Source organism: Salipiger sp. (genome assembly GCF_048261495.1).
GTDB lineage: Bacteria > Pseudomonadota > Alphaproteobacteria > Rhodobacterales > Rhodobacteraceae > Salipiger.
The window spans coordinates 86,899-112,601 of sequence record NZ_JBLXFX010000008.1; the positions used below are offsets into that span (position 1 = coordinate 86,899).

Genomic DNA, 25,703 nt, shown 5'->3' on the forward strand with positions numbered 1-25,703 from the left:
ACCGAAACCGGGATACGAGGGGGCAAGGGCATGGCTAAAGGGTTCGTCGCAGGGGCGATCTGGGGATTGGTGGTCTCGGCGGTCGGGGCCGGAACGGCTTCTGTGGTGATGGGTCCGCCCGCGCCGAGAACGCCGTTGACCGCCGCAGAGGAGGGCGTCGCCGTCCCCGTGGCCGAGCCTTCGGTGCCCGCGGAGCCCGCCGAACGGGACGAAGGGCCGGACGACGCGGCAACCACGACCACGACCACCGAAAAGGCACCCGCGCCGGAGCCTGCAGCCGCCTCCGCGCCGAAACCGGAGGTGGCGGAGGCCCCCGCCGAGCCGCCCGTGGTTCCCGCGCGCCGCCCGGTCGAGGAAAGCGCCCAGCCCGAAACCGGCGCCCAGCCCGAGCTTGGCACGCCCTCCGCCATGCCCGCCGGAACCGCGCCCGACACCGCGCCCGGCGCCCGTCCTCTGGCGGAAACCGACGTGACCGCCGGGGCCGCCCCGGAGGCGCCCGATGCCAGCGGCGCAAGGGTCGCCGTGGAAACCGAAGCCCCGGTCATGCCCGGCGCACAGGTCGCGGCGCCCGAGGCTCCGATGGTCGAAGCCGAACCCTCGATCTCGACCGATCCCGCACAGCCGCCGTCGCCTTCCCTGCCGGGCGAAACCAGCGGCCTGGCCGAGGCCGCACCCGACGCCCCCGCGCCGGAACCCGCCGTGACGGTCACCCCCGAGGCGACCACCGCACCGGAGGCAGAGCCCTCTGCCGTCGCGCAGGCCCCGGAGCCGGGCGTTCCCGCCATCGGCAAGCCCGCCGGGTCGCTGATCGAACGTGGCGGTGCCGTGCCCTCGGGCCGGTTGCCCTCCATCGGCGGCGGCGAGGCGCCGGAGAGCCCGGACAGCGCCGCCGCACCCGCCGCGGGCCGTCCGCTGGACCGCTACGCCGCCGAGGTAGATCTTGCCGAGGGCGTGCCGCACATGGCGGTCGTGCTGATCGACGACGGCAGCGGCCCGCTCGGGCCGGACACGATCGAGGCCTTCCCCTTTCCGGTGAGCTTCGCGATCAGCCCGTCGCATCCCGACGCCGCAGGCGCCGCCCGCGAATACCGCGCCCGCGGCTTCGAGGTGCTGGCGATCTCGGGCGCGCCGGCCGGGGCGCAGGCCTCGGATGTCGAGGTGGCGCTGGAAGGCGCGCTCGACGCGGTGCCCGAAGCGGTCGCGGTGCTCGAGGATCCGTCCTCGGGTCTGCAGGCGACGCGCGCGGTGTCCGAACAGGCGGCCGGGTTCCTCAAGGCCTCCGGCCACGGTCTGGTGATGCTGCCCGAAGGTCTCAACACCGCCGAGGCGATGGCGCGGCGGGCCGGCGTGCCCGCGGTGACGGTGTTCCGCGATTTCGACGGCGACGGTCAGGACCCGCGCGTCATGCGCCGGTTCCTCGATCAGGCGGCCTTCAAGGCGCGTCAGGAGGGCGGGGTGGTGATGCTCGGCCGCCTGCGCGCCGACACGGTCTCGGCGCTGCTGCTCTGGGGACTGCAGGACCGCGCCTCCTCGGTCGCGCTGGTGCCGGTTTCGGTGATCCTGAAGGAAAGCGAGGGCTGACCGCCGCCGGTCAGCGGCCGGCCACGGCCCAGCGCTCCATCGCGGTCGCAAGGTCGCCGTAGCCGGTCAGCCGCCGTTCGAACCGCAGCCCCAGCCGCGCGGCATGGTCCCGTGCCAGCGCGGTCAGCGCCGCATCGTCGGTCTGCGCCTGATAGACCAGCGTTTCGTAATTGCCGAAATACATCTCGCGCAGCTCCGGGTGCCGGTCGAGGCCGAGCGGCTTCCAGACGAAGGCATCGAACTGCCGGACGAGGAAATCCGTGAGATAGAAGGCCGTGACCTCGCCCTTGTCGGCAAAGGCCTCGACCCCTTCGAAGAAGGCGTAGCAATGCGGCCCCTCGATCATCTCCACCCCCATCTCGGCGCAGGCCGCCTGAAGCTGGCCGCCGGTGCCGCAATCCGCATAGACCACGCAGATCCGCTCATGGCTGGCGCGATGCTTGTCGACGGCCGCGCGGACGGCGCCGGTGATGCGCTCCGGGTGGTTGTGCAGGATGGCGGGCAGGCAGGCGAGGTCGAGATGATCCCAGCCGTTCAGGTCGCGCAGCGCGAGGATCTCGCGCGCGAGCGCGCCGCAGGCGATCAGAAGGACCCGGCCGGTGCCGGAGGCCTGCAGTCCGCTACGGGTGAGGGTGAGGTCGTCAGGCGTGTCCGTCATCGGGAGCGACCGGGGCCAATCCCCAGCGTGCCAGCAGCACCAGCGCCAGAAGAAGCGGGATCACCGTGCCCGCACCCCAGGACACGAAGGCCCATACGGTCAGCCCGGCCGCAGCAAGTACCGCGAAGAGCATGGTCACGAATGTTGTCACAGGCATGATCGACTCCTTTGTACCAAAGAGTACTCGCCAATTGACGAAGAAAAAACCCGAAATCCGTTTACGCTACGTGAAGATGCGCGGAAAAGCTGTGTTCGGGGATGAGGATCGCAGGCGACATCCGTGAAATCGTCCGGGACCGACCCTCCTCCTTGCCGGTCCCGGCGGCGCCGCGGGTTACCCTGCGGCGCGCTGATTGTGCTTTCGCGCCATGAGCGACTTGGCCGTCTCTACCGCAACCGCGGCGTCCCGGCAATAGGCGTCGGCGCCGATGGCCTTGCCGAACTCCTCGTTGAGGGGCGCGCCGCCGACCAGCACGATGTACTCGTCCCGGATCCCGAGCGAGACCATCTGGTCGATGACGACCTTCATGTAGGGCATGGTCGTGGTCAGCAGCGCCGACATGCCGACGATGTCGGCCTTCTCGGCGGCGGCGGTGTCGAGATAGGCCTCGACCGCGTTGTTGATGCCGAGATCCACCACCTCGAAGCCCGCGCCCTCCATCATCATCGACACCAGGTTCTTGCCGATGTCGTGGATGTCGCCCTTGACCGTGCCGATGACCATCTTGCCGATGGTCGGCGCGCCGGTCTCGGCCAGAAGCGGTTTCAGGATGGCCATGCCGCCCTTCATCGCGTTGGCCGCCAGAAGGACTTCGGGCACGAAGAGGATGCCGTCGCGGAAATCGTCGCCGACGATCTTCATGCCGCCGACAAGCGCGTTGGTCAGCACCTCGTAGGGCTGCCATCCCCGCTCCAGCAGGATGTTGACACCCTCGATGATCTCGTCGCGGAGACCGTCATAGAGGTCGTCGAACATCTGCTCGACCAGTTCCTCGTCGTTGAGTTCGGAGAGGTTGATGTCGTCTTCTTCGTCGGACATGCGCTGTTCCATTGGGTCAGGGGCGCGCCGGAGCGCACGGGGAGGGGCCTCTGAGACTAACTCCTGAGGCTTTTGCGGCAAGATCTGTTGGCGGATTCCGACATGCGCGGAGCCGCCAGCGACCCGCGACGGGGCGGGAGGGGGAGATGCATCCGGGAATTGCGGATGTTCCCCATACGTTCTAAGGTGTCGTCATGGAGCCGTCGTCCCGATCCGTCCCCGAAGACCGGCGCCGCGGACGCGGCGCGTCGAGCCGCGAAAGCGGGCGGTTCGAACGGCTGAGCTATGCCGACGAGAGCGACGGCTGGGACCGGGAGGAGGATCTGCCGCCGGTCCGCACCGAGGTGACGGAGGAGCGGCCGCGCAGCCTCATCAACTACGTGGCCTCGCCGGATCTGCCCTTCGACCGGACGATCAATCCCTATCGCGGCTGCGAACACGGCTGCATCTACTGTTTCGCCCGGCCGAGCCATGCCTATCTCGGACTGTCGCCCGGGCTGGATTTCGAAACCCGGCTTGTGGCGCGGCCCGAGGCGCCGGAGGTGCTCGCCCGCGAGCTGCGCGCGCCGCGCTACCGCGTTGCGCCGCTGGCCATCGGAACCAACACCGACCCCTACCAGCCGATCGAACGGGATCGCGGCATCATGCGCGCCTGCCTCGAGGTGCTGCGCGATTTCCGTCACCCGGTGGCGATCGTGACCAAGGGCACGCTGGTGGAGCGCGACATCGACCTGCTCGCGCCCATGGCGGCGCAGGGACTGGCGCGCGTCGGGATCTCGGTCACCACGCTGGACCGGGACCTGTCCCGCCGGATGGAGCCGCGCGTGCCGTCGCCGCAGCGCCGCCTGGCCACCATCCGCCGCCTTCACGAGGCGGGGATACCCGTGCGCCTCATGATCTCGCCCGTGGTGCCCGCGCTCACCGATCCGGAACTGGAACACATTCTCGAGGCCGGGGCGGAAGCGGGCGCCGACGCGGCGAGCTGGATCATGCTGCGCCTGCCGCTCGAGGTCGCGCCGCTCTGGCGCCGCTGGCTGGAGGAACACTATCCCGACCGGGCCACGCGCGTCATGGCACGGCTGCGCGAGATGCACGGCGGACAGGACTATTCCGCCCGCTGGCACCACCGGATGCGGGGCGTGGGACCCTATGCCGAGATCATCGCCAGGAGGTTTGCCCGCGCCGCGCGCCAGTTCGGCCTGAACGGAACCCGGCCGCCCCTGCGCTGCGACCTGTTCCGCCCGCCGCCGCGCGCCGGGGATCAGCTTTCCCTGTTCTGAGGTCCGCGCCGCAAATTCCTTGCAAGGAATTTGCAAATCTTTTGAAAAAGATTTGCCGGCACGGTCACCGGAGGATGCGCACGGGCTCGCAGTTGCAGAAGATGACGGTCTGGCCGCCGTTCTGCACGGCGCGAAAGCCGCGTCTGTCCAGTTCCGCGAGAAAGCGGTCATGGCCCACGATCCTCTCGATGTCGTGCGTCTTGCGGCGCACGATTCCACCCTCCGCCGCCGCGCGGGCGGAGAAGATGCCGCGCAGCCAGTCTTCGGGGCGAATCCGGGTCGGTAGACGGTCCATGCCGCCAGACTTTCCCGGTCCTGGTTAACAAATGCTCAACCGCGGCGTCGGCCGCGGCGCTCCCGCTTGGGTCCGGTGTCGTCCCCGGTGCCGTCGCTGTCCGAACTGTAGCCGCCGACCGTGGCGGCGATATGCTCCAGCGTCGGGCGCGGTCCGCGCGGGCGGCTCTCCAGCGCCTCGCGCATGGCGCGCAGGTGCTCCGGCATGGTGCCGCAGCAGCCGCCGATGATCGACGCCCCGGCATCGCGCGCCAGCACGGCGTATTCCGCCATCAGCTCGGGCGTGCCGTTGTAGTGGATATGCCCGTCCTCGTAGCGCGGAATGCCCGCGTTGCCCTTGGCGATGATCGGCCGTTCGGTGCCGGTGGCGGCAAAGCCGAGCACCGTGCGCAGCAGGTCCGACGCGCCGACGCCGCAGTTCGCCCCGAAGGCGACGGGCGGGTTGGGCAGACCGTCGATCAGGTTCACGAAGGCTTCGGAGGTGACGCCCATCATGGTGCGCCCGGCGGTGTCGAAGCTCATCGTGCCGCACCAGGGCATGTCGACATTGGCAAAGGCTTCGGCGGCGGCGCGGAATTCCTCGGGCGCCGAGATCGTTTCCAGCCAGAGCACGTCGGCCCCGCCTTCCTTGAGCCCGGTCGCGGTTTCCTCGAACATCTCCACCGCCGCTTCGTGGCTGAGCGTGCCGACGGGCTGAAGGATGTCGCCGGTCGGACCCACGGACCCGGCCACGATAACCTTGCGCCCGGCCTTGTCCGCCACGTCGCGGCCGAGTTCCGCCGCCACGCGCGACAGCTCCCGCGCGCGATGCGCCGCGTTGTGCAGCTTCAGCCGCGAGGCGTTGCCGCCGAAGCTGTTGGTGAGAAAGATGTCCGACCCGGCCTCGACCGCGCCGCGATAGAGCGCGCGGATGCGGTCGGGATGCTCGACATTCCAGAATTCCGGCGGATCGCCCGCGCCCAACCCCATGTTGAACAGGTTCGTCCCGGTCGCCCCGTCGGCCATGAGCCAGCCTCGGGCGTTGAGCAGGGTGGTAAGCGGATCGGTCATTCTGGCCTCGCATGTCGTCGACAGGGGGGCTATTTCACATCCCCGCCGGTGAGGCAAATTCATATTCCTCACAATGATCATGAGGGGCAGGGCGCGCGCCGGGGCGGCAGGGCGCGATCGCGCCCGTCATTAAGGCGAAACCGCGGTGCCCCGGATGCGGCGCGCCGGCCCGGCATGGGGCCGGGTGCAAGGGCGCGCCGGGGGACCGGCGCGCCTGCGTCGGATCAGAACGGGATTTCGTCGTCCATGTCGCGCGAGGGTGCCCGCGACGGGCCGGACCCGCCGCCCGAGTAATCGTCGCGGCCGCCACCGCCCGCGCCGCCGCCGTAATCGCGGTCGTACCCGCCGCCACCACCGCCGCTGCCGCCGGCACCATAGCCGCCGCCGCCGCCGCCGAAGTCACCGCCACCGCCGCCGCCGCGGCTGTCGAGCAGCGTCAGCTCGCCGCGATAGGGCCGCAGCACCACCTCGGTCGAATAGCGGTCGGCACCGGACTGGTCCTGCCACTTGCGCGTTTCGAGCTGGCCTTCGATATAGACCTTGGAGCCCTTGCGCAGATACTGCTCGGCAATCCGCGCGAGCGGTTCGGAGAAGATCGCCACCGTGTGCCATTCGGTGCGCTCGCGCCGCTCGCCGGTGTTGCGATCCTTCCAGTTCTCGGACGTGGCGATGCGCAGGTTGCAGACCTTGCCGCCGTTCTGAAACGTGCGCACCTCGGGGTCCGCCCCGAGATTGCCAACGATGATCACCTTGTTGACGGAACCGGCCATGTCATCCTCTCCACTCTATCCCGAATCCCCTTCGCGGGGTCGGCAGACCCTACACCAGCCCCGCGCCGGGAATCCACACAGGACCGGATCGGCGGGACTCCACCAGTTCGTGGTTAACAACCGGTGACCAAATGTGCCGCAAGGGTGGCACAACGCGCCGGTTTCTGTATAGTTCCCGCAAAATGGGACAGTGAGAATGGACGGACCCCGATGCGAGTAGGGCCAGCGCATGTCTTGGCGACTGCAATCTTCGCCGTGTTTCTGGCGAATCCGGTCGCGGCCGAGGTGATCTCTTCGAAAAACCGCGTCGCGCTTTTCCGCAAGCAGACCGGCGTGCTCGACAACCGTGCCGCCGAGCAATACCGCAACTCTGTCAAGCTGCAGCCGCCCAAGGTGGTGACCCCGACGAAATGGGGCACGATCGGCGGCGACGACGGCACCTCGCCGGTCTATCGCGGGCGCTACAAGGGACCCTATGCCGACATGGCGCGGCTTGCCGCCCGCCAGCACGGGGTGCCCGAGGACCTGTTCCTGCGCCTCGTCCAGCAGGAATCCGGCTTCAATCCCAAGGCGAAATCCCACAAGGGGGCGATCGGGCTCGCCCAGTTGATGCCCTTCACCGCCAAGCGGCTGGGGGTGGACCCGAACGATCCGGCGCAGAACCTCGACGGCGGGGCGCGCTACCTCGTCCAGCAATACCGCAAGTTCGGCTCCTGGCGCCTGGCCCTCGCGGCCTACAACGCCGGCCCCGGCGCGGTCGAGAAACACGGCGGTGTTCCGCCCTACCGCGAGACGCGGAACTACGTGAAGGTCATCTGGGGCAGTTGACCGGCCGACCCGGCGCCCGGCCGCGCACCGCGACGAATGCGCGCGCGGGGCAGGCGGGCCTTTTCCGCGCGGCGCTTTCGTGACAGAAACCCTCGGAATTGATCCGGCACCGCGAGTCGGCCCGTCCGCCGCGGAGTTTCCCGGATCGCGGGAGAGGCGCATGACCCCGGCAAAGCTGACCCTCGGCCTCGGTGCCGTGCTGACCGCCGCCTTCGCGGCGCTGCTCCCGGTGGCCGGACCGGCAACCACGCCCGGCATCCCGACCACGCTAGACGCCCTGGGCGAGCGGCTGTTCTTCGACACCGATCTCTCGCTGAACCGCACGCAAAGCTGCGCCACCTGCCACGATCCCGAACGGGCCTTCAGCGATCCGCGCGGCGCGGCCTCGATCGGCGACGACGGCGTTTCGATCGGCGACCGCAACGCACCGACCGTGACCTATGCCGCGCTCACGCCGCCGTTCCGCCGGATGGAGGACGGCCGCTGGCAGGGCGGGCAGTTCCACGACGGCCGCGCCGCGACGCTGGAAGAACAGGCGGGCGGCCCGCCCCTCAACCCGTCCGAAATGGGCATGCCCGACCGCGCCGCCGTCGCCGCGCGCCTGCGCGAAAAGCCCGACTACGTGGCGGCCTTCGCCGATCTCTTCGGGGCCGAGACCCTCGCCGACGATGACGCCGCCTATGACGCCATGACCCGCGCCATCGCCGCCTTCGAACGCCGACCCGAGTTCTCGTCCTTCGATTCCCGCTATGACCGCTACCTGCGGGGAGAGGTCGAACTGACCCGCGAGGAGGAACTCGGCCGCCTGCTGTTCTTCTCCCGGCAGTTCACCAACTGCAACATGTGCCACCAGCTCAAGCGCAGCGAGATGGACCCCGCCGAACCCTTCACCGACTACCGCTATCACAACATCGGCCTGCCGCCGAACCACGACCTGCGCGCCCGCAACGGGCTGGGCGAAGGGCATCTCGACGGCGGCCTGACCGAAAATCCCGCCGTTGACGACATGGCCGAGCAGGGGCGGTTCAAGACTCCGACGCTGCGCAACGTGGCGGTGACGGCGCCCTACATGCACAACGGGCTGTTCCGCGACCTGCGGACGGTGATCCTCTTCTACAACCGCTACAACAGCAAGAACGCCGCCCGCGCCGTCAATCCCGAAACCGGCGAACCCTTCGGCCTGCCCGAGGTCATGGATTCGCTCGCCGTGACCGAGCTGACCCACGGCCCCGCGCTCGACGACCAGCGCATCGACGCGCTGGTCGCCTTCCTCAAGACCCTGACCGACGCCCGCTACGAGCCGCTGCTCGACGAGTGATCCTCCGGCAGTGCCTGCGCCCGGGTGACCGCCAGCATCTTCGGCCGTTCCAGACAGCGCGCCACCCAGTCGCGGATCACCGGCACGTCGGGGATCGCGTCGCGGAACCAGCCGTAGGTGGAACTCACGATGATGTCCGCCGCGCTGAAGGCATCGTCCACGAGGTAATCCTTCCCGGTCAGCGCCTCCTCCAGCCGCGCGACGGCGGTCGGCACGTCGCGGAAGGTGGCGTCGAAGGCGGGATGGCGCGCCTCCGCGATCTGCAGCACGTAGACCGGCTCGAAGACATTGCCGTACCAGGCCAGCCAGGACAGGTAGGCGCCGCGCGACGGATGACCGACCGGCCGGCCGAGCGGGCTGTCGAAATGATCGGTCAGGTAGAGCATGATGGCATTGCTCTCGCGGATCTCGGCACCGTCATGCACCAGCAGCGGCACCTTGCCCTCCGGATGCGGATTGGCCGGGTCGCGCCCGCCGCTGCCGTCGAACCGGGGGATCGCGACCTCGTGCAGGGCGATCTCCGACCCGACCCCCATCTCCTCGATCAACTGGATCACCCGCGTCGCGCGGGACCGCGGGGCATGGTATAATTCAAGCATGTGACATCTCCTTCCGTCTTCTCCGGATCTATCCCGCCCCACTGACAATTCCCGTCACCAGGAGCCTCCGCCTCCCGAAGTCCCGCGCCCCGGGTTCTTCTGGCCGGAAATATCCCGGGGGTCCGGGGGCAGCGCCCCCGAAACGGCGCACCGCAGGTGCGCCGCCTTCAGGCGGCAAAGCCGAGCTTGTAGAGATGGATCTCGAAGGCCGGATGCATCTCGGCCCCGACCACCCCCGGACGCATGTTGCGGTAGAGCGAGCGCCAGTAGGGCTGTATCATCACCGCATCGTCCTGGAGGATCTTCTCGATCCGCGCCATCACCTCGCGCCGCTCCCCGGCATCGGCCAGCGACATCGCCTTGCTCAGCAGCGCGTCGAACTCCGGATTGGCATAGCCGGATTCGTTCCACGCCTCGCCCGAGCGATAGGCCAGCGCCAGCACCTGCACCCCGAGCGGGCGATGGTTCCATTCGGTGATCGACAGCGGATAACGCGCCCAGTCGTTCCAGAAGGTCGAGCCGGGCAGGATCCGGCGCGTCACCCGGATTCCGGCCTCGCGCATCATCGCCGCCGCCGCATCGCCCGTGTTGCGGGTGAAATCGTCGTCGAGCGTGACCAGCTCGTGCTCGAACTCGGCAAAACCCGCCTCCTCCAGCAGCTCGAGCGCGCCGTCGGGGTCGATCTCGGTCGGACCGATCGGCGCGTATTCGGGATGGACCGGCGCGACATGGTGGTTTTCCGCGACCGTGCCGAACCCGGCATAGCCCAGCTCCAGGCAGATCGCATTGTCCACCGACATCTGCAGTGCCTTGCGCACCCGGCGGTCGGCATAGGGCGCGCGGTCCCCGACCATGGTCTGCTGGTTGAAGCGCAGCACCACCGTCGCACCGGTCGTCACCTCCGAGGTCTCCCAGCCGAGACCCGCCGCGATGTCGATGAATTCGCTGACATTCTCGTAGAGCATGTCGACCTCGTCCGCCTGGATCGCCGCGATCCAGGCCGCGGGATCGGTGCCGACGTCGATGAACTCGATGCGTTCCAGCCGGGCACCCTCGTAGCCCTCGGTGCGATTGCCCCACCAGTCATGAGCCTCGTTGCGAACCAGCACGGCCCGGACCCCGACTTCGAGGCTTTCCGGAAGGTAGGGACCGGTGCCGACCGGGGCGGTCAGCATGGTGGCGGGGTCGTGGCTGGCATGGACCACCGCCGCGGGGTAATCCGACATGCTCACGATAATCGTGATATCCGGAGCGGGCAGGGTCAGGCGCACGGTCAGCCCGTCGACCTTTTCCACCGCGCCCTCGATCACCCGGTTGGTCTGCGGGTCGATCAGCACCGACAGCCGCCCGGCCATGGAGTTGCCCTCGACCTCCCGGTCGCACCAGTAGTGGATCATCCGCACCACGTCGTCGGCGGTAAAGGCGTCACCATTGCTCCAGGTCACCCCGGGGCGGACGTGCAGCAGATAGCCGGTCGCGTCGTCGTTGACCTCCCAGCCTTCCAGCAGCATGCCGCGAACGGTGCCGTCGCGGTTGTACTCGACGAGGTATTCCAGCCAGCCACGGGTAAAATTCGCCAGTTCGGACCAGTCGGCGGTGCGCGGGTCCTTGATCGCCCGCACCTCGGTCTGCAGGCGCAGCGTGCCGCCGTCGCGCATCGCCGGCTGCGCGCGCGCCGGCGCGGCCAGCCCGCCGAGCGCATGGGCCGCACCCGCGCTCAGCCCGAGCGCGGTGGCGCGAGTCAGGAATTCCCGCCGGCCGAGCCTGCCGTCCCGGTACTCGCCGGCATAGCGGCGGGCAGCGGGATGGACCCCGGTCCGGGTGCCTTGGCGAGTCATCGCGATCTCCCTGCAATCGGCCGGATCGTGGCGCGCGTTCCGCGGGAACGACGGCACCCCGGCCTCCGCCGCCATAGCGCACGGTTTTCGACCGCAGGTCAACAAGATGGCGCGAAACTTCCCGTGTCCGGAGGAGAGCGCCGCCCGCGGGTCAGCGCACCGGGGCGGTCCGCCGCGCCGGGGGCCGCGCGCCGCGCCGCAGCTCGCTCGGCGAAACGCCGGTGTGGGTGCGGATGAAGCGGGTGAAATAGGGCGCGCTGTGAAATCCGAGCGCGGCGGCGACCCGGTTGACCGGCGGCTGCGGCTGGGACAGCAGGCAGCGCGCCTCGTGCAGCTTGCGCTCGGTGAGCATCTCGACCGCGGTGCGCCCGCAGGCGGCGCGGCAGGCGCGGGTCAGGTGAGTCGCCGTCATGCCCAGTTCCCCGGCATAATCCGCGACGCCCCGGTCGCTGGCATAGCCGCGCGTCAGGGCCTTGGCATAGGCCCGCACCAACCGCTGCCCGGCGGTTTCCTTGCCCGAAGCATCCGTCGTCCCGGCGGCGACCTGGCGGTGCAGCCAGACCGCCAGCAGCCTGACATGCGCATCAAGAGCGTCCTGCAACAGGATGCGATCTTTGGTGAATTCGCGCTGCATGGCCTCGATCTCGGTGGTGAGTTCGGCCTGCGCCACGCCGTCGCGCACCCGCAGGTGCAGGGCCTCGCGCGGCAGGCGGCCGGTCAGGCCCGCCGGGCTCTGCACCACCAGCCCGAGGCACTGCGCCCCCGGTTCGAGCGCGAACAGCGTTCCGGCGGGCAGGAACATCGCGTTGTGCGCGCCGAAACCGCGCCGGACCCCGTTGATGACGATGCGGCCCTGGCCCCGGGTGATCCAGATCAGCACGTTGTCGGGCCGGTCGTGCAGCAGGGACAGCCGCCAGGGGTCGATCTGACCGAGGCTGCTCACCCCGATGGGACGGCGCCCCTGCTGGATCGCAGGCGCGGGGTTGCGCAGGAAGGACGGCCCGCTCAAGCCCGCACCTCGGAGGGATGCATCACCGGCCAGTCGCGCATCCGGGCACGGAACCAGGTGCGCTGGCGCTTGGCGAACTGGCGGGTGAGGATCGTCGCGCGCTCGATCGCGGTGTCGAGCGGGATCTCGCCACGCAGATGCGCCACGAGTTCCGCCGCCCCGATGGCCTTGGCCGAAGGCAGGTCGGGCCGCCAGTCCGGCGCATTCCGGCGCGCCTCGTCCAGCGCGCCGCCCTCGACCATCCGGCGGAACCGCCGGTCGATGCGCGGGGTGAGCCAGTCCTTGGGCGCCTCGAGAAGCACGGGCTGCGCGCGCGACAGCGGCAACAGGGGCGGCGGCGTCTCGGCCTGCCAGGCGGCCATGCCGCGCCCGGTGGCGCGCAGCACCTCCCAGGCGCGCTGCACGCGCATCGGATTGGCAAGGTCGATGGCAGCGGCGGTGGCGGGGTCGATCTCCGCGATCATCCCGGCAAGGCCCCCGTCCCGGATGCGCGCCATGGCCTCGTCCCGCACCGCGCCGGGGACCGGCGGGATCTCGGCCAGACCTTCGGTGAGGGCCGTGAAATAGAGCCCCGTGCCGCCGACGACGATCACCCGCTCCGGCCCCGCGAGAAGACCGCGCAGCTCGCGCAGCCAGTCGCCGACGGAATAGGGACGGCTGCCCGGCACGTGGCCGTAAAGCGCATGCGGAACAAGGGCTTCCTCGTCGGAAGTGGGGCGAGCGGTCAGCACGCGCCAATCCGAAAACACCTGGATCGCATCGGCATTGACCACGATTCCGCCGGCGCGTGCGGCGATCGCGAGCGCCAGCGCGGACTTGCCGCTCGCGGTCGGTCCCGCGATCAGGACCGGCGCGCCCGGGTCGGGCGCGAAACGTTTCACCAGATCGTCCAAACCGCCCGTCTCCTGCCAGACGCGGCATTGCAGCCGCCGGGGTTTTCCGCCACATATGTCCGCGATCCTAGACCCCCTCACGATCGGAGCGCAACATGACCGAGGCCCCCCAGTCCACCTTCAAGCGCGTGCTGCTGAAAATCTCCGGGGAGGCGCTGATGGGCGACCAGGGCTACGGGCTGCATCCGCCCACGGTCGAGCGCATCGCGCGCGAGGTAAAATCCGTGCACGACATGGGGGTCGAGATCTGCATGGTGATCGGCGGCGGCAACATCTTCCGCGGGCTGGCGGGATCGGCCCAGGGGATGGAACGCACGACGGCGGATTACATGGGCATGCTCGCCACCGTGATGAACGCGCTCGCGATGCAATCGGCGCTGGAAGAGCAGGGGGTCTTCACCCGCGTGATCTCGGCGATCCGGATGGACGAGGTCGCCGAACCCTACATCCGCCGCCGTGCCGTGCGCCACCTCGAGAAGAAGCGCGTCTGCATCTTCGCCGCCGGGACCGGCAACCCCTATTTCACCACCGATACCGCCGCCACGCTGCGCGCCAACGAAATGGCCTGCGAGGCGATCTTCAAGGGCACCAAGGTCGACGGGGTCTATGACAAGGACCCGATGAAACACGCCGACGCGGTGCGCTACGACCGCATCACCTATGACGAATGCCTGTCCCGGCATCTCAAGGTCATGGACGCCAGCGCCATTGCCCTCGCCCGAGACAACAGCCTGCCGATCATCGTCTTCTCGCTCGACGAACCCGGCGGCTTCCGGGGCATCCTGGCGGGCAGGGGCACCTATACCACCGTTCACGGCTGAGGCACGGCCGCAGGGGGGCGCTGCCCCCCACGCGCCTGCGGCGCTCCCCCCGGGATATTTCCGGCCAGAAGAATCCGGGGCCGGGGTCTTCTGTCGGCCTCTTCTGGCGTCAAATATCCCGGGGAGTCCGCAAGGCGGACGGGGCGGAGCCCCTCTTTCGGCCCGACGTCAGCCGAGATGGATGCGCCCCTCGGGGAAGCGCACGCGCGGCACCGACCGGGTGGCGAGGAAATAGCCCAGGGTCAGCGGTCCGACCCGTCCCATGAACATGATCACGATGATGATGGCACGGCCGAATTCGGAGAGTTCGCCGGTGAAGCCGCGCGACAGGCCGACCGTGCCGAAGGCGCTGGCGACCTCGAAGCTCACGTCGAGGAAGTGCCCGTCATGGGTGGAGGACAGCAGGAAGACGCCGACGAAGACGCTGATCACGCTGATCGCCGTGAGCGCCATGACCTTCAGCACCTCTTCGAGGCCGATGCTGCGTCCGAAGGCATTGAGTTGGGTGCGCCGCTGGAAGAAGGCGACGGTGGCGAGGCACATCACCACGAAGGTCGTCACCTTGATTCCCCCGGCGGTCGAGGTCGGACCGCCTCCGATCAGCATGAGCGAGATGATCATCAGCGAGGTGTCGTCGTGCAGCCCCGCGAAATCCACCGTGTTGAAGCCCGCCGTGCGCGGCGTCACCCCCTGGAACCACGAGATCATCAGCCGCGACATGGCGCTGTCGTACTGCCCGAGCGTGAGCGGGTTGTTCCATTCGAGCACCGCGAAGGTGATCGTACCCCAGGCCATCAGCGCCGCGGTTCCCAGCAGCATGATCTTGCTGTGCAGCGAAAAGGCGTGCCAGCGGCGAAAGCGCGCGACGTCGTCGAGCACCACGTAGCCGATGCCGCCCACGATGAAGAGCGCGGGGATCACCAGGTTGACCACGGGATCCGTGGCAAAGGGCACGAGCCCCGCGGAAAAGGTCGAGAATCCGGCGTTGTTGAAGGCCGAGACCGAGTGGAACAGCGCCACCCACAGCCCGCGCCCGAGCCCGAGTTCGGGCACGAAGCTGATCGACAGCAGCGCGGTTCCGGCCAGTTCGCAGACCAGCACCACCTGGAAGATCCGGTTCACCAGCCGCATGATCTGGTGCAGCGAGCTCTGGTTCAGCTCCTCGCGCAGGTAGAGATGCCCCGCGAGGCCGATCGGCACCCGCAGCGCCGCCAGCACCAGCACCGCGAAGGTCATCAGGCCGAGCCCGCCGAGCTGGATCAGCACCATCAGAACGAATTGCCCGAAGAGGGTGAATTCGGCCCCCGTGTCGACCACCGCCAGCCCGGTCACAGTCACCGCCGAGGCGGCGGTGAACAGCGCGTCAGACCAGCTGAGCGGCGCCGTGCAGGACCAGGGCAGCTTGAACGCCAGCGCCCCCACGAGGATCAGCACTGCGTGCAGCACCGCCAGAATCAGTGGCGGCGGCACCCGGAACAGCACCCTGCCGATGCGGCGCATCCGGCGTCTGAGGACCCGGCGCACGGGCGCTCAGAGCTCGTCGCCGAAGGCGCGCAATTCGGCGCGCCGTCCGAGCATGATCAGCTTGTCGTCCTTGCGCAGCACCGGGTTCGTGCCGAGGCAATCGCGGTACTCGGTCCCGCGCATGAGCCCCAGCAGACGCAGTTCCGGCCGCTTGCCGAGGCGCAGCGCCTCGAGCGGCTGGCCGTCCAGACGCTCGGGCACGAGGATGCTGACCACGCTGTAGCCGTTGCCCAGGCTCACGTAGTCCTGCACCATGGGGTTGTTCAGCATCTGCGCCACGTGCCGGCCCATTTCCTGTTCCGGCAGGATGACGCGGTCGGCGCCGAGCTTGGACAGGATCCGGTGGTGGGTCTTGTTCGAGGCCTTGACCCAGATCGTCTCGATCCCGAGCAGGCGCAGGTTCATCGTGGTCAGGATGCTCGACTGGATGTCTGCCCCGATCGCCACCAGCGCCACGTCGTAGCGGTCGATGCCGGCCTCGCGCAGGGCGGCTTCGTCGGTGGTGTCGAGAATGGCGGTCGAGGTCAGCGGCTCGGCCATGCGGGCCACCAGCTTTTCGTCGCTGTCCACCCCCATGACGTGATTTCCGAAGCGGGCCAGTTCCATCGCCACGGTCGAACCGAACGCGCCGAGGCCGATGACCACGAAGGTCGAATGCGGCTTTGCCAAAAGACGTGCCTTTCCGAGGGTTACGCACGAATGCCAAAGCTTTCACCGGGCACCGGCAGTGTCAAGGGTTGCCCCTGCGCCAGCCGGTCACGTCTTGCAAACCGCTATACATCCGGGCCCCCGTGGCTTAGAAGGCTCCCCGAAGAAGACACGACCTGAGCGGGCAAGACCATGGCAGATGATTTCGAACTCGACACCGACGACCTCACGCGGCGCATGGATGGCGCCATGGCGAACCTCCGCACGGAATTCGCCTCGCTCAGGACCGGCCGGGCCTCGGCCTCGATGCTGGAGCCGGTGCAGGTCGACGCCTACGGACAGATGACGCCGATCAACCAGGTCGGCACGGTGAACGTGCCCGAGCCGCGGATGGTCACGATCAACGTCTGGGACAAGGGCCTGGTGGGCAAGGTGGAGAAGGCGATCCGGGAATCCGGGCTGGGGATCAACCCGCAGCTGAACGGCACGATCATCATGCTGCCGATTCCCGAGTTGAACGAAGAGCGCCGCCGAGAGTTGACCAAGGTCGCCGGGCACTATGCCGAAAGCGCCCGCGTGGCGATCCGCAACCTGCGCCGCGACGGCATGGACCAGATCAAGAAGGCCAAGGCCGACGGGCTGGGCGAGGATGACCAGAAGTTCTGGGAATCCGAGGTCCAGGAACTGACCGACGCCTACATCAAGAAGGTCGACGCGGCGCTGGAGACCAAGCAGGAAGAGATCATGCAGGTCTGAGACGGCCCGCCGTTCGAGAGGAGGGGCGGCTCATGCCCAAACCGATCCGCGACAGCGCGGGACCGCGCCACGTGGCCATCATCATGGATGGCAACGGCCGCTGGGCGACCAGCCGCGGCCGTCCGCGCCTGTTCGGCCACCATGCCGGGGCCAAGCGCGTGCGCGAGATCGTCGAGGCCTGCCCCGAATTCGGCGTGAAATACGTCACGATCTTTGCCTTCTCGACCGAGAACTGGCGCCGCACCCAGGTCGAGGTGGCCGGGCTGATGAGCCTGTTCCGCCGCTACATCACCAAGGAAGCCAAGGCGCTGCGCGAGGAAGACGTGCGCGTGCGCTTCATCGGGGACCGGGTGAAGCTCGACGACAAGCTGGTCACGCTGATGGACGAGCTCGAGCTGATGACTGCCGACTGCACCGGGGTGAACCTGACCATCGCGATCAACTACGGCGGCCGCGACGAGGTGGCGCGCGCCACCCGGCGGCTCGCCCACGATGTCGCCGCCGGCAAGCTGCGCCCCGAGGACGTGGGCGAGGAAACCCTGCCGAAATACCTCGACACCTACGTGCTGCCCGATCCGGACCTGGTGATCCGGACCTCGGGAGAGGCGCGGATCTCGAATTTCCTGCTGTGGCAGTCGGCCTATGCGGAATACGAATTCGTCGACACGCTCTGGCCGGATTTCACCGGGGCGGAGTTCGGGCGGCTCGTCACCGCCTACGGCCGCAGGGAGCGCCGCTACGGTGGCGTGAAGGCATGAGCGCCCCGGCACGCTGGACGGATCTGAGGCCGCGACTGATCTCGGCGGCGGTGCTGATCGCGGTCGCCCTTGTCGCGGTCTGGATGGGCGGCATCGTCTGGCGCATCCTCATCGCGCTGTCCTGCGCGGTGATGGTCTGGGAACTGGTCAACATGGTCGACACGGCGCGGTCGCGCTCGGCGCCGATCCTCGGCGGGCTTGCCGGGGCCTGCGTGCTTGCCGCGATCCACCTGCCGGCCTCCTTCGCGCTGCCGCTGCTGCTGATCCCGTCGATGGCGGGCTTCGGACGGATGGAGCGGGGCGGGGTGACCTATGCCGTCTTCACGGCGCTGATCCTGCTCGCGGGCTACGGCTTCATGGCGCTGCGGCAGGATTTCGGGCTAGTCTGGATGCTCTGGCTGGTCTGCGTCGTGGTGGTGACGGACGTCGGCGGGTACTTTGCCGGCCGCACCCTCGGCGGGCCCAAGCTCTGGCCCCGCGTGAGCCCCAAGAAGACCTGGTCGGGCGCGGTGGCGGGCTGGATCGGCGCGGCACTGGTCGGCATGATCTTCGCGGGCGCGACCCATGTGGGCAGCGGGCTGATCGGCATTTCCATCGCCATCTCCATGGCCAGCCAGATCGGCGACATCGCGGAAAGCACCGTCAAGCGCAAGGCGGGGGTCAAGGACAGCTCCAGCCTGCTGCCGGGGCATGGCGGGTTGCTCGACCGCTTCGACGGGATGCTGGGCGCCGCGCTGTTCCTGCTGGTGGCGGGGCAGATCGTGAACTTCCCGCCGGGGGTGCAATGAGGCGCGTTTCCATTCTGGGGGCGACGGGATCCATCGGGCAGAACACCATCGACCTGATTTCCCGCGACCCCGAATCCTACGAGGTCGTCGCCCTGACCGGTGGCAGGAACGTCGCGCAACTGGCTGAAGACGCACGAAACCTTCGCGCCAAGGTCGCCGTGATCGCGGACCCCGGCGCACTTGCCGACCTGCGCGACGCGCTTGCGGGCTCCGGGGTCGAGGCGGCGGCGGGGCCGCAGGCGCTTCTCGAGGCGGCGGCGCGGCCCGCGGATTGGGTAATGTCGGCCATCGTCGGCGCGGCGGGGCTGGCCCCGGGGCTTCGCGCGCTCGAACAGGGGGCGACGCTGGCGCTGGCCAACAAGGAAAGCATGGTCTGCGCGGGCGCGCTCGTCATGGCCACGGCCCGGGCGCACGGCGGCGCGGTGCTGCCGGTGGACAGCGAGCATTCCGCCGTCTTCCAGGCGCTGATCGGCGAGGACATGGCCACCGTCGAGCGGGTCATCATCACCGCCTCGGGCGGGGCGTTCCGCGACTGGCCGCTCGACCGGCTCGCGGAGGCGACGCCGGAACAGGCGGCGACCCATCCCAATTGGGACATGGGGCAGAGGATCACCATCGATTCCGCCTCCATGTTCAACAAGGCGCTGGAAGTCATAGAAACCAGAGAGTTTTTCCACCTGGACCCTGCGATGATCGAGGTCGTCGTCCACCCGGAATCGATGATCCACGCGCTGGTCGGCTTCCGCGACGGGGCGCTCATGGCCCATGTCGGCCCGCCGGACATGCGCCATGCCATCGGCTACGCGCTGCACCATCCGCGCCGCGCCGCGCTGCCGGTCGAGCGGCTGGACCTCGTGAAGCTCGGACAGTTCACCTTCCGCGCGGCCTGCGAGGACCGCTGGCCGGCGCTGCGCCTCGCACGCGAGGTCATGGCGACGGGCGGGCTGGCGGGCGCGGTGTTCAACGCCGCCAAGGAACGCGCGCTCGATGCCTTCATCGAAAAGCGCATCGCGTTTCCGCGCATGGCGGGGGTCGTCGAGGACGTCCTCAACCATCTCTCGGCGCAAAGCGGTCTCATTGATGCCCCGATCACACTTGATAACGTGACGCGGGCCGACCATGTGGCTCGGGTGACGGCCGACACGCTGCTTGCAAGATAAGATACTGAAACGGACCTGAAGGGGCACGAAACCTTGGACATCACCCAGTTGATTCCGCAGTTCGGGGGCCTGATCTGGACGCTCCTGGCCTTTGTCATTGCCTTGTCGGTGATCGTGGCGATCCACGAATACGGGCATTACATCGTCGGGCGCTGGTCGGGGATCAAGGCGGATGTGTTCTCGCTGGGGTTCGGGCCGGTGCTCTGGTCTCGTTACGACAGGCACGGCACCCGCTGGCAACTGGCCGCGCTGCCCTTCGGCGGCTACGTCAAGTTCCGCGGCGATGCCAATGCCTCGGGCGGCAAGGACGACAGCGCCATGGCGACCCTCACCGAAGAGGAGCGCCGCCAGACCATGAACGGCGCGCCGCTCTGGGCGCGGGCGCTGACCGTGGCCGCGGGCCCGGTGTTCAACTTCGCCCTGACCATCATCCTGTTCACCGGCCTGTTCATGGTGCGCGGCACCGTGACCGAACCGCTGACGGTCGGCGACCTGCGTCCGCTTCCGGCGGTGCAGGAGCTGCAGGAGGGCGATGTGCTGCTCGCCATCGAGGGGACGGAGGTTCCCGGCTTCGAGGACGGGTTCGACACCTTCCTCAAGGATCTTCCGCAACAGGAGAGCCTGACCTACACCGTGTCCCGCGACGGCCGCGAGATCGACGTCGCCGGGCCCTACGTCTATCCGCCGCTCGCCACCCAGATCGTTCCGCGCTCGGCCGCGGGCGAGGCGGGAATGGAGGCGGGCGACGTGATCCTGTCCATCGACGGCGCGCCGATCTTCGCCTTCGACCAGTTGAAGGCAAAGGTCGAATCCTCCGACGGCGAGAGCCTCGGGCTGGAGGTCTGGCGCAACGGCGAGATCCTCGACCTTGCCATGACCCCCAAGCGCACCGACGAGCCGCTGCCGGAAGGCGGTTACCGCGCCGTCTACCGCATCGGCATCGTGGGCGGCATGTTCTTCGATCCGGCGACCGAGGTCGCGGGCCCGTGGGAGGCCTTCACCGGCGGCGTGTCACGCACCGGCGAGATCATCGTCGGCTCGCTCTCGGGGCTCTGGCACATGGTCGCGGGCAATATCTCGTCCTGCAACCTGTCCGGGCCGATCGGGATTGCCGAAACCTCGGGCGCCATGGCGTCGCAGGGCGGGCAGAGCTTCATCACCTTCATCGCGGTGCTGTCGACGGCCGTCGGCCTGCTGAACCTGTTCCCGGTGCCGGTGCTCGACGGCGGGCACCTGGTGTTCTTCGCGTGGGAAGCGGCGACCGGCAGACCGCCCTCGGACAAGGCGCTGAACGTGCTGATGTCGCTGGGGCTGGTGCTGATCCTGGGCCTCATGGCCTTTGCCCTGACCAACGACCTGTTCTGCCCGTAACCGGCGGGGCAGGGCGCGGCAACGGGGCCCGGCGGAAACGCCGGGCCCTTTGCCGTCCGGCGCCTCGCGAAAGGCGCAACCGGAGGAGAATCGGCGAATCTGCCCAAATTCGGCCATATTGGGCCGCTAGACATGGGGGAACCGAAACCGCACCCAACACCATGTGAATGCCATGCAGACGATACATGACGGATACCGCAGCCTCAGCCTCCTCGTGAGCATCAACTGGGATCGCCTGCTTTATATCTTCACGATCATCGTGGCGTTGTATTTCGGCGCCTTCCTGGGATCCTTGTAAGCCCGGACGCCATCGGCTTTTGACAAGCCACGCCAATCCCGATACCACGTAAAAAAAATACGGCGGAGTGGATTTGGCAGTATGACCAACGGGCATTCGGGGGACGGTTTCCCGCGTCTTGGGCGCGCACGCCGTGCAGGCGTTTCTCTGGCAGCGATTTCCATCGCGCTTTCAATGACTTTGACGGCCTTGCCCGCCCCCGTGGTGGCGCAGAGCTACGCGTTCTCGAACGTGTCGATCGAAGGCAACGAACGGATCGAGCCGGGCACCATCCTCAGCTACGCCGGAATCGCGCGCGGCGAGAGCGTCAGCGCGGCCCAGCTCAACGATGCCTATCAGCGGATCATCGCCTCCGGCCTGTTCGAAACGGTCGAGATCGTGCCGCAGGGCTCGACCCTGGTCATCAAGGTCGTGGAATATCCCACGATCAACCGCATCGCCTTCGAAGGAAACCGCCGCATCAAGGACGAGGATCTGGCACAGATCGTCCAGTCCCAGTCGCGCCGCGTCTATTCCCCCCGCCAGGCCGAGCAGGACGCCCAGTCCATCGCCGAAGCCTACGTGAACGAGGGCCGCATCGCCGCGCGGGTCACGCCGAAGCTCATCAAGCGGTCGGAAAACCGCGTCGACCTCGTGTTCGAGGTCTTCGAGGGCGGCGTGAGCGAGATCGAGCGCATCGGCTTCGTCGGCAACCAGGCGTTTTCGGACGGCCGTCTGCGCCGGGTGCTGGAAACCAAGCAGGCGGGCATCCTGCGCGCCCTGATCCGCCGCGACACCTTCATCGAGGACCGCATCCAGTTCGACAAGCAGGTGCTGGCCGATTTCTACGCCTCGCGCGGCTATGTCGATTTCCGCATCACCGGCGTGAATGCCGAGCTGGCGCAGGAACGCGACGGTTATTTCGTCACCTTCAACGTCGAGGAGGGCCAGCAGTTCGCCTTCGGCGCGGTGACGGTGGAATCCGACCTGCCCGAGGTCGACGTCGACCTGTTTTCGAGCGTGCTGAAGCTCAAGCCCGGCAACACCTATTCGCCCTCGCTGGTCGAGAACGAGATCGCGCGCCTGGAACGTCTGGCCGTCCGCGAGGGTCTGAACTTCGTGCGGGTCGAACCGCGCGTCTCGCGCAATGATCGCGACCTGACGCTGGACGTGACCTTCCAGATGACCCGCGGACCGCGGATCTTTGTCGAGCGCATCGACATCGAGGGCAACACCACCACCGAGGACCGCGTGGTGCGCCGCGAATTCGACACGGTCGAAGGCGATCCCTTCAACCCGCGCGCCATCCGCGAGGCCGCCGAACGCATCCGCGCGCTCGGCTACTTCAAGGATGCCGAGGTGCAGGCCCGCGAAGGATCGACCCCGCAGCAGATCATCGTCGACGTCAACGTCGAGGAACAGCCGACCGGCTCGCTCAGCTTCGGCGGCTCCTATTCGACCTCCTCGGGTTTCGGCGCCGCGATTTCGTTCAGCGAGCGCAACTTCCTCGGACGCGGGCAGCTTCTGTCGCTCGGCGTGAACACCGCCTCCTCGGCGTCGAGCTACAATTTCAACTTCGTCGAACCGGCCTTCCTCGGGCGTGACGTGGCCTTCGGGATCGCGCTCAACTACTCCGAGACCGACAACGATTACGCGGATTTCGACACCGCCACCGGGGTGTTCCGGCCCAGCGTCGAATTCCCGGTGTCCGAGAACGGGCGGCTGCAACTGCGCTATACCGCGCGCTTCACCGACATCCGCAACGCCTATGACGGCGACACCGGCGGCATCATCCGCGCGGAAGAGGACGAGGGCGAGCGTCTCGACAGCATGATCGGCTATACCTACAGCTACGACACGCGGCGCACGGGCCTGAACCCGAACGCGGGCGTGCTGCTGGAGTTCGGCCAGGATTTCGGCGGGGTCGGCGGCGACACCAGCTTCATCAAGACCAACCTGCGCGCCATCGCCCAGACCAAGATCTGGAACGAGGAAGTGACCCTGCGCGCCGCCTTCGAGGCCGGGGCGCTGCACTACACCAGCGGCAACAGTCGGGTGACCGACCGCTTCCTGCTGAACGACAGCATCATCCGCGGTTTCGAGACCGGCGGAATCGGGCCGCGCGAATACAACAAATCGGCGGACGTGAACGATTCCCTCGGCGGCGACTACTATGCCGTGCTGCGGTTCGAGGCGGAATTCCCCCTCGGCCTGCCCGAGGAGTACGGGCTGAGCGGCGGCGTCTTCTACGACATCGGTTCGGTCTGGGGCCTCTCGGGGGACACGCTGTCCAACGCGACGAACCCGGTGCTCTACGAGGATTTCAGCGCCCGTTCCGCGATCGGTGTCTCGGTGTTCTGGGATTCGGCACTCGGGCCGCTCCGGCTGAACTTCTCGCGTCCGGTGAGCAAGCAGGAACGTGACCGGGAGCAGAACTTCAGCCTGTCGCTGTCGACCGAGTTCTGATCATGCGTCACGCCCTGCGCCTTGCGCTCGTGGCCGCCTGTCTTGCCGTCGCGGGGCAGGGCCAGGCGCAGGAGGCGATGCAGCCGGGCGTGGTGCAAAGCCCGATCCTGACGCTGGAATTCGACCGGGTCTATGCGGACAGCGCCTTCGGGCGGCACGTGGCCGACGTTCTCGAAGCCGAGGGCGCGGAGATCGTCGCCGAGAACCGCCGGATCGAGGCAGAGCTCGGCGCCGAGGAGAAATCCCTCACCGCCAAGCGCGCGACCCTGCCGCCCGGGGAATTCCGCGCACTGGCCGATGCCTTCGACGAGAAGGTCCAGAAGCTGCGCCGCGAGCAGGACACCAAGGCGCGCGCGCTCGGCAACCGGTCCGACGACCTGCGCCGCCAGTTCCTGGCCGCGATCGAACCCGTGCTGGGCGAGATGATGCGCGAATCCGGCGCGGCGGTGGTGCTGGAAAAGCGCTCGGTCTTCCTCTCGGCCGGGGTGATCGACGTGACCGACACCGCCATCGCCCGCATCGACGCGGAAATCGGCGATGGCGCGGAATTGATCTCGGCGCCCGGAACGGCAGCCCCCGTCGCACCGGACGGGGCGCCGGCGGGCCCGACAAATCCGACCTTCCCGACCGGCACCCCGGTCCCCGAGGAATAGGGCCGCGAGCGGCTTTGCTTGCCCCGGCGCGCGCCGGTTGCTAGGGACAGGGCAACAGTCTTTGACGAAAGGTTTCCGATGACCGAGACCCTGCTTCGCGCGGATATCCAGCTCATTCAGCGCATCCTGCCGCATCGCTACCCGTTCCTGCTGGTCGACCGGGTGGAAGAGATCGACGGCTACAACTCTGCCGTCGGGATCAAGAACGTCTCCATGAACGAGCCGCATTTCCAGGGCCATTTCCCCGGCAAGCCGATCATGCCCGGCGTCACGATCATCGAGGCGATGGCCCAGACGGCGGCGGTGATGGTGGGCGTGGCGATCGACCTCGCGGACAAGGAGCTGAAGGTCTATTTCATGGCCATCGACGCCTGCAAGTTCCGCCGAATGGTGGTCCCCGGCGACGTGCTGAAGATGAAACTCACCACCAAGCGCGGCAAGCCGGGCGGCAAGGTCTGGAAATTCTCGGGCGTGGCCGAGGTCGATGGCGAAATGGCCGCCGAGGCCGAGTTCACCGCCATGATGGACCTCCCCGCGTGAGCGCGCAGATCCATCCCAGCGCCGTGGTCGAGCCCGGCGCGCAGATCGGCGAGGGCTGCATCATCGGACCGTTCTGCCATGTCGGCCCCGATGTCGTGATGGGCCCGCGTGTCGAGCTGAAAAGCCACGTGGTCCTCACCGGCAATACCGAGATCGGCGAGGAGACGGTGATCTTTTCCTTCGCGGTGATCGGCGAGATCCCGCAGGATCTGAAATTCCGGGGCGAAAGGACCCGCCTCGTGATCGGCAAGCGCAACCGCATCCGCGAACACGTGACGATGAACTGCGGCACCGAGGGCGGCGGCGGTGTCACCCGCGTCGGCGACGACGGGCTGTTCATGGCCGGCTGCCACGTCGCGCATGATGCGCAGATCGGCAACCACGTGATCCTGGTGAACAATTCCGCCGTGGCCGGGCATTGCGTGCTCGAGGACAACGTGATCGTCGGCGGGCTGTCCGGGGTGCACCAATGGGTGCGCATCGGGCGCGGCGCGATCATCGGCGCGGTCACCATGGTGACGAACGACGTCATTCCCTACGGCCTGGTGCAGGCCCCGCGCGGCAAGCTCGACGGGCTGAACCTCGTCGGGCTCAAGCGCAAGGGCGTGAGCCGGTCCGACATCACCGCGCTGCGTGCCGCGTTCCAGATGCTCGCGCAGGGCGAGGGTGCCTTTGCCGACCGCGCAAGGCGGCTCGGCGACGAGACCCAGAGCGACTACGTACGCGAAATCGTGGAGTTCATCCTCGGCGACAGCGACCGCCACTTCCTGACGCCGGGCTGAGA

The 25,703-nt window shown here is 68.2% G+C and carries 27 protein-coding genes; 15 read left to right on the forward strand and 12 right to left on the reverse strand.

The genetic code is table 11. From position 1 onward, the window contains the following. Positions 1-30 precede the first annotated feature (30 nt). Positions 31-1,581, forward strand: coding sequence for a divergent polysaccharide deacetylase family protein (locus ACN0RJ_RS16520; protein WP_417724955.1), 1,551 nt, complete (start codon positions 31-33; stop codon positions 1,579-1,581). Between the two features lie 10 nt (positions 1,582-1,591). On the opposite strand, the gene ACN0RJ_RS16525 is transcribed toward ACN0RJ_RS16520, so the two are convergent. The 3 genes from ACN0RJ_RS16525 to ACN0RJ_RS16535 form a co-directional block, all read right to left on the reverse strand. Continuing rightward, positions 1,592-2,239, reverse strand: a complete 648-nt coding sequence (locus ACN0RJ_RS16525) for a DUF1638 domain-containing protein (RefSeq protein ID WP_417724956.1) — start codon at positions 2,237-2,239, stop codon at positions 1,592-1,594. Next, positions 2,223-2,396 carry a hypothetical protein gene (locus ACN0RJ_RS16530; protein WP_417721677.1) on the reverse strand — a complete coding sequence of 58 codons (174 nt, stop codon included), beginning with the start codon at positions 2,394-2,396 and terminating at the stop codon, positions 2,223-2,225. Before ACN0RJ_RS16530 ends, ACN0RJ_RS16525 begins: the two co-directional genes overlap by 17 nt. 177 nt (positions 2,397-2,573) lie before the next feature. After that, a complete protein-coding gene (locus ACN0RJ_RS16535) occupies positions 2,574-3,278 on the reverse strand; it encodes a corrinoid protein (protein ID WP_417724957.1) in 705 nt (234 codons plus the stop codon). A gap of 194 nt (positions 3,279-3,472) precedes the next feature. On the opposite strand from ACN0RJ_RS16535, the gene ACN0RJ_RS16540 reads away from it, so the two are divergent. After that, positions 3,473-4,558 (forward strand): PA0069 family radical SAM protein, encoded by a 1,086-nt coding sequence (locus tag ACN0RJ_RS16540; RefSeq protein ID WP_417724958.1) that lies wholly within the window; start codon positions 3,473-3,475, stop codon positions 4,556-4,558. A gap of 64 nt (positions 4,559-4,622) precedes the next feature. On the opposite strand, the gene ACN0RJ_RS16545 is transcribed toward ACN0RJ_RS16540, so the two are convergent. The 3 genes from ACN0RJ_RS16545 to ssb form a co-directional block, all read right to left on the reverse strand. Beyond that, on the reverse strand, positions 4,623-4,853 hold the full coding sequence (locus ACN0RJ_RS16545) for an N-(5'-phosphoribosyl)anthranilate isomerase (protein ID WP_417721674.1): 231 nt from the start codon (positions 4,851-4,853) through the stop codon (positions 4,623-4,625). Positions 4,854-4,888: 35 nt separating this feature from the next. Further along, positions 4,889-5,902: a betaine--homocysteine S-methyltransferase gene (gene bmt / locus ACN0RJ_RS16550; RefSeq protein ID WP_417721673.1), complete on the reverse strand. Its 1,014-nt coding sequence runs from the start codon at positions 5,900-5,902 to the stop codon at positions 4,889-4,891. A 224-nt stretch (positions 5,903-6,126) separates the two neighbouring features. Beyond that, a complete protein-coding gene (gene ssb / locus ACN0RJ_RS16555) occupies positions 6,127-6,672 on the reverse strand; it encodes a single-stranded DNA-binding protein (protein ID WP_417724959.1) in 546 nt (181 codons plus the stop codon). 234 nt (positions 6,673-6,906) lie between these two features. On the opposite strand from ssb, the gene ACN0RJ_RS16560 reads away from it, so the two are divergent. After that, positions 6,907-7,500, forward strand: a complete 594-nt coding sequence (locus ACN0RJ_RS16560; protein WP_417721671.1) for a lytic transglycosylase domain-containing protein — start codon at positions 6,907-6,909, stop codon at positions 7,498-7,500. A 160-nt stretch (positions 7,501-7,660) separates the two neighbouring features. After that, positions 7,661-8,818, forward strand: coding sequence for a cytochrome-c peroxidase (locus ACN0RJ_RS16565; protein WP_417721670.1), 1,158 nt, complete (start codon positions 7,661-7,663; stop codon positions 8,816-8,818). Here ACN0RJ_RS16565 and ACN0RJ_RS16570 read toward each other — a convergent pair. The 4 genes from ACN0RJ_RS16570 to miaA all read right to left on the reverse strand — a co-directional run bounded on the left by ACN0RJ_RS16570 (position 8,794) and on the right by miaA (position 13,157). Continuing rightward, positions 8,794-9,417, reverse strand: coding sequence for a glutathione S-transferase family protein (locus ACN0RJ_RS16570; RefSeq protein WP_417721669.1), 624 nt, complete (start codon positions 9,415-9,417; stop codon positions 8,794-8,796). The two genes, ACN0RJ_RS16565 and ACN0RJ_RS16570, sit on opposite strands and share 25 nt — an antisense overlap. 167 nt (positions 9,418-9,584) lie before the next feature. Then, a complete protein-coding gene (locus ACN0RJ_RS16575; RefSeq protein ID WP_417724960.1) occupies positions 9,585-11,255 on the reverse strand; it encodes an ABC transporter substrate-binding protein in 1,671 nt (556 codons plus the stop codon). Between the two features lie 151 nt (positions 11,256-11,406). Next, entirely contained in the window at positions 11,407-12,264 is an 858-nt protein-coding gene (locus ACN0RJ_RS16580; RefSeq protein WP_417724961.1) for an AraC family transcriptional regulator, read from the reverse strand. After that, the gene (gene miaA / locus ACN0RJ_RS16585; protein ID WP_417724962.1) at positions 12,261-13,157 is read right to left on the reverse strand and encodes a tRNA (adenosine(37)-N6)-dimethylallyltransferase MiaA; all 897 of its coding nucleotides are present in this window, start codon (positions 13,155-13,157) and stop codon (positions 12,261-12,263) included. Before miaA ends, ACN0RJ_RS16580 begins: the two co-directional genes overlap by 4 nt. Positions 13,158-13,252: 95 nt before the next feature. Here miaA and pyrH point away from each other — a divergent pair, with 95 nt between their 5' ends. Then, a complete protein-coding gene (gene pyrH, locus ACN0RJ_RS16590; RefSeq protein WP_417721665.1) occupies positions 13,253-13,978 on the forward strand; it encodes a UMP kinase in 726 nt (241 codons plus the stop codon). A gap of 168 nt (positions 13,979-14,146) precedes the next feature. Here the strand turns inward: pyrH and ACN0RJ_RS16595 are convergent, their stop codons facing one another. Together ACN0RJ_RS16595 and ACN0RJ_RS16600 are read right to left on the reverse strand one after the other, a co-directional pair. After that, a complete protein-coding gene (locus ACN0RJ_RS16595; RefSeq protein WP_417721664.1) occupies positions 14,147-15,478 on the reverse strand; it encodes a TrkH family potassium uptake protein in 1,332 nt (443 codons plus the stop codon). Positions 15,479-15,508: 30 nt separating this feature from the next. Further along, the gene (locus ACN0RJ_RS16600) at positions 15,509-16,171 is read right to left on the reverse strand and encodes a potassium channel family protein (RefSeq protein WP_417721663.1); all 663 of its coding nucleotides are present in this window, start codon (positions 16,169-16,171) and stop codon (positions 15,509-15,511) included. Positions 16,172-16,342: 171 nt separating this feature from the next. Here ACN0RJ_RS16600 and frr point away from each other — a divergent pair, with 171 nt between their 5' ends. From frr to lpxA, 10 genes are all read left to right on the forward strand, one after another. Then, a complete protein-coding gene (gene frr, locus ACN0RJ_RS16605; protein ID WP_417721662.1) occupies positions 16,343-16,906 on the forward strand; it encodes a ribosome recycling factor in 564 nt (187 codons plus the stop codon). 32 nt (positions 16,907-16,938) lie between these two features. Further along, positions 16,939-17,664 carry a polyprenyl diphosphate synthase gene (gene uppS, locus ACN0RJ_RS16610; RefSeq protein ID WP_417721661.1) on the forward strand — a complete coding sequence of 242 codons (726 nt, stop codon included), beginning with the start codon at positions 16,939-16,941 and terminating at the stop codon, positions 17,662-17,664. Continuing rightward, positions 17,661-18,452 carry a phosphatidate cytidylyltransferase gene (locus tag ACN0RJ_RS16615; RefSeq protein WP_417724963.1) on the forward strand — a complete coding sequence of 264 codons (792 nt, stop codon included), beginning with the start codon at positions 17,661-17,663 and terminating at the stop codon, positions 18,450-18,452. Before uppS ends, ACN0RJ_RS16615 begins: the two co-directional genes overlap by 4 nt. Beyond that, positions 18,449-19,612, forward strand: coding sequence for a 1-deoxy-D-xylulose-5-phosphate reductoisomerase (gene dxr, locus ACN0RJ_RS16620; protein ID WP_417721659.1), 1,164 nt, complete (start codon positions 18,449-18,451; stop codon positions 19,610-19,612). Before ACN0RJ_RS16615 ends, dxr begins: the two co-directional genes overlap by 4 nt. 33 nt (positions 19,613-19,645) lie before the next feature. After that, complete coding sequence (gene rseP / locus ACN0RJ_RS16625) at positions 19,646-20,983, forward strand: RIP metalloprotease RseP (protein ID WP_417724964.1); 1,338 nt, start codon at positions 19,646-19,648, stop codon at positions 20,981-20,983. A gap of 172 nt (positions 20,984-21,155) precedes the next feature. Further along, positions 21,156-21,281: a hypothetical protein gene (locus ACN0RJ_RS16630; protein WP_417721657.1), complete on the forward strand. Its 126-nt coding sequence runs from the start codon at positions 21,156-21,158 to the stop codon at positions 21,279-21,281. An 81-nt stretch (positions 21,282-21,362) separates the two neighbouring features. Then, on the forward strand, positions 21,363-23,726 hold the full coding sequence (gene bamA / locus ACN0RJ_RS16635; protein ID WP_417721656.1) for an outer membrane protein assembly factor BamA: 2,364 nt from the start codon (positions 21,363-21,365) through the stop codon (positions 23,724-23,726). A 2-nt stretch (positions 23,727-23,728) separates the two neighbouring features. Next, positions 23,729-24,379: an OmpH family outer membrane protein gene (locus tag ACN0RJ_RS16640; protein ID WP_417721655.1), complete on the forward strand. Its 651-nt coding sequence runs from the start codon at positions 23,729-23,731 to the stop codon at positions 24,377-24,379. A gap of 78 nt (positions 24,380-24,457) precedes the next feature. Beyond that, entirely contained in the window at positions 24,458-24,919 is a 462-nt protein-coding gene (gene fabZ / locus ACN0RJ_RS16645; RefSeq protein ID WP_417724965.1) for a 3-hydroxyacyl-ACP dehydratase FabZ, read from the forward strand. Next, complete coding sequence (lpxA, locus tag ACN0RJ_RS16650; protein ID WP_417724966.1) at positions 24,916-25,701, forward strand: acyl-ACP--UDP-N-acetylglucosamine O-acyltransferase; 786 nt, start codon at positions 24,916-24,918, stop codon at positions 25,699-25,701. Before fabZ ends, lpxA begins: the two co-directional genes overlap by 4 nt. Positions 25,702-25,703: the final 2 nt, after the last annotated feature.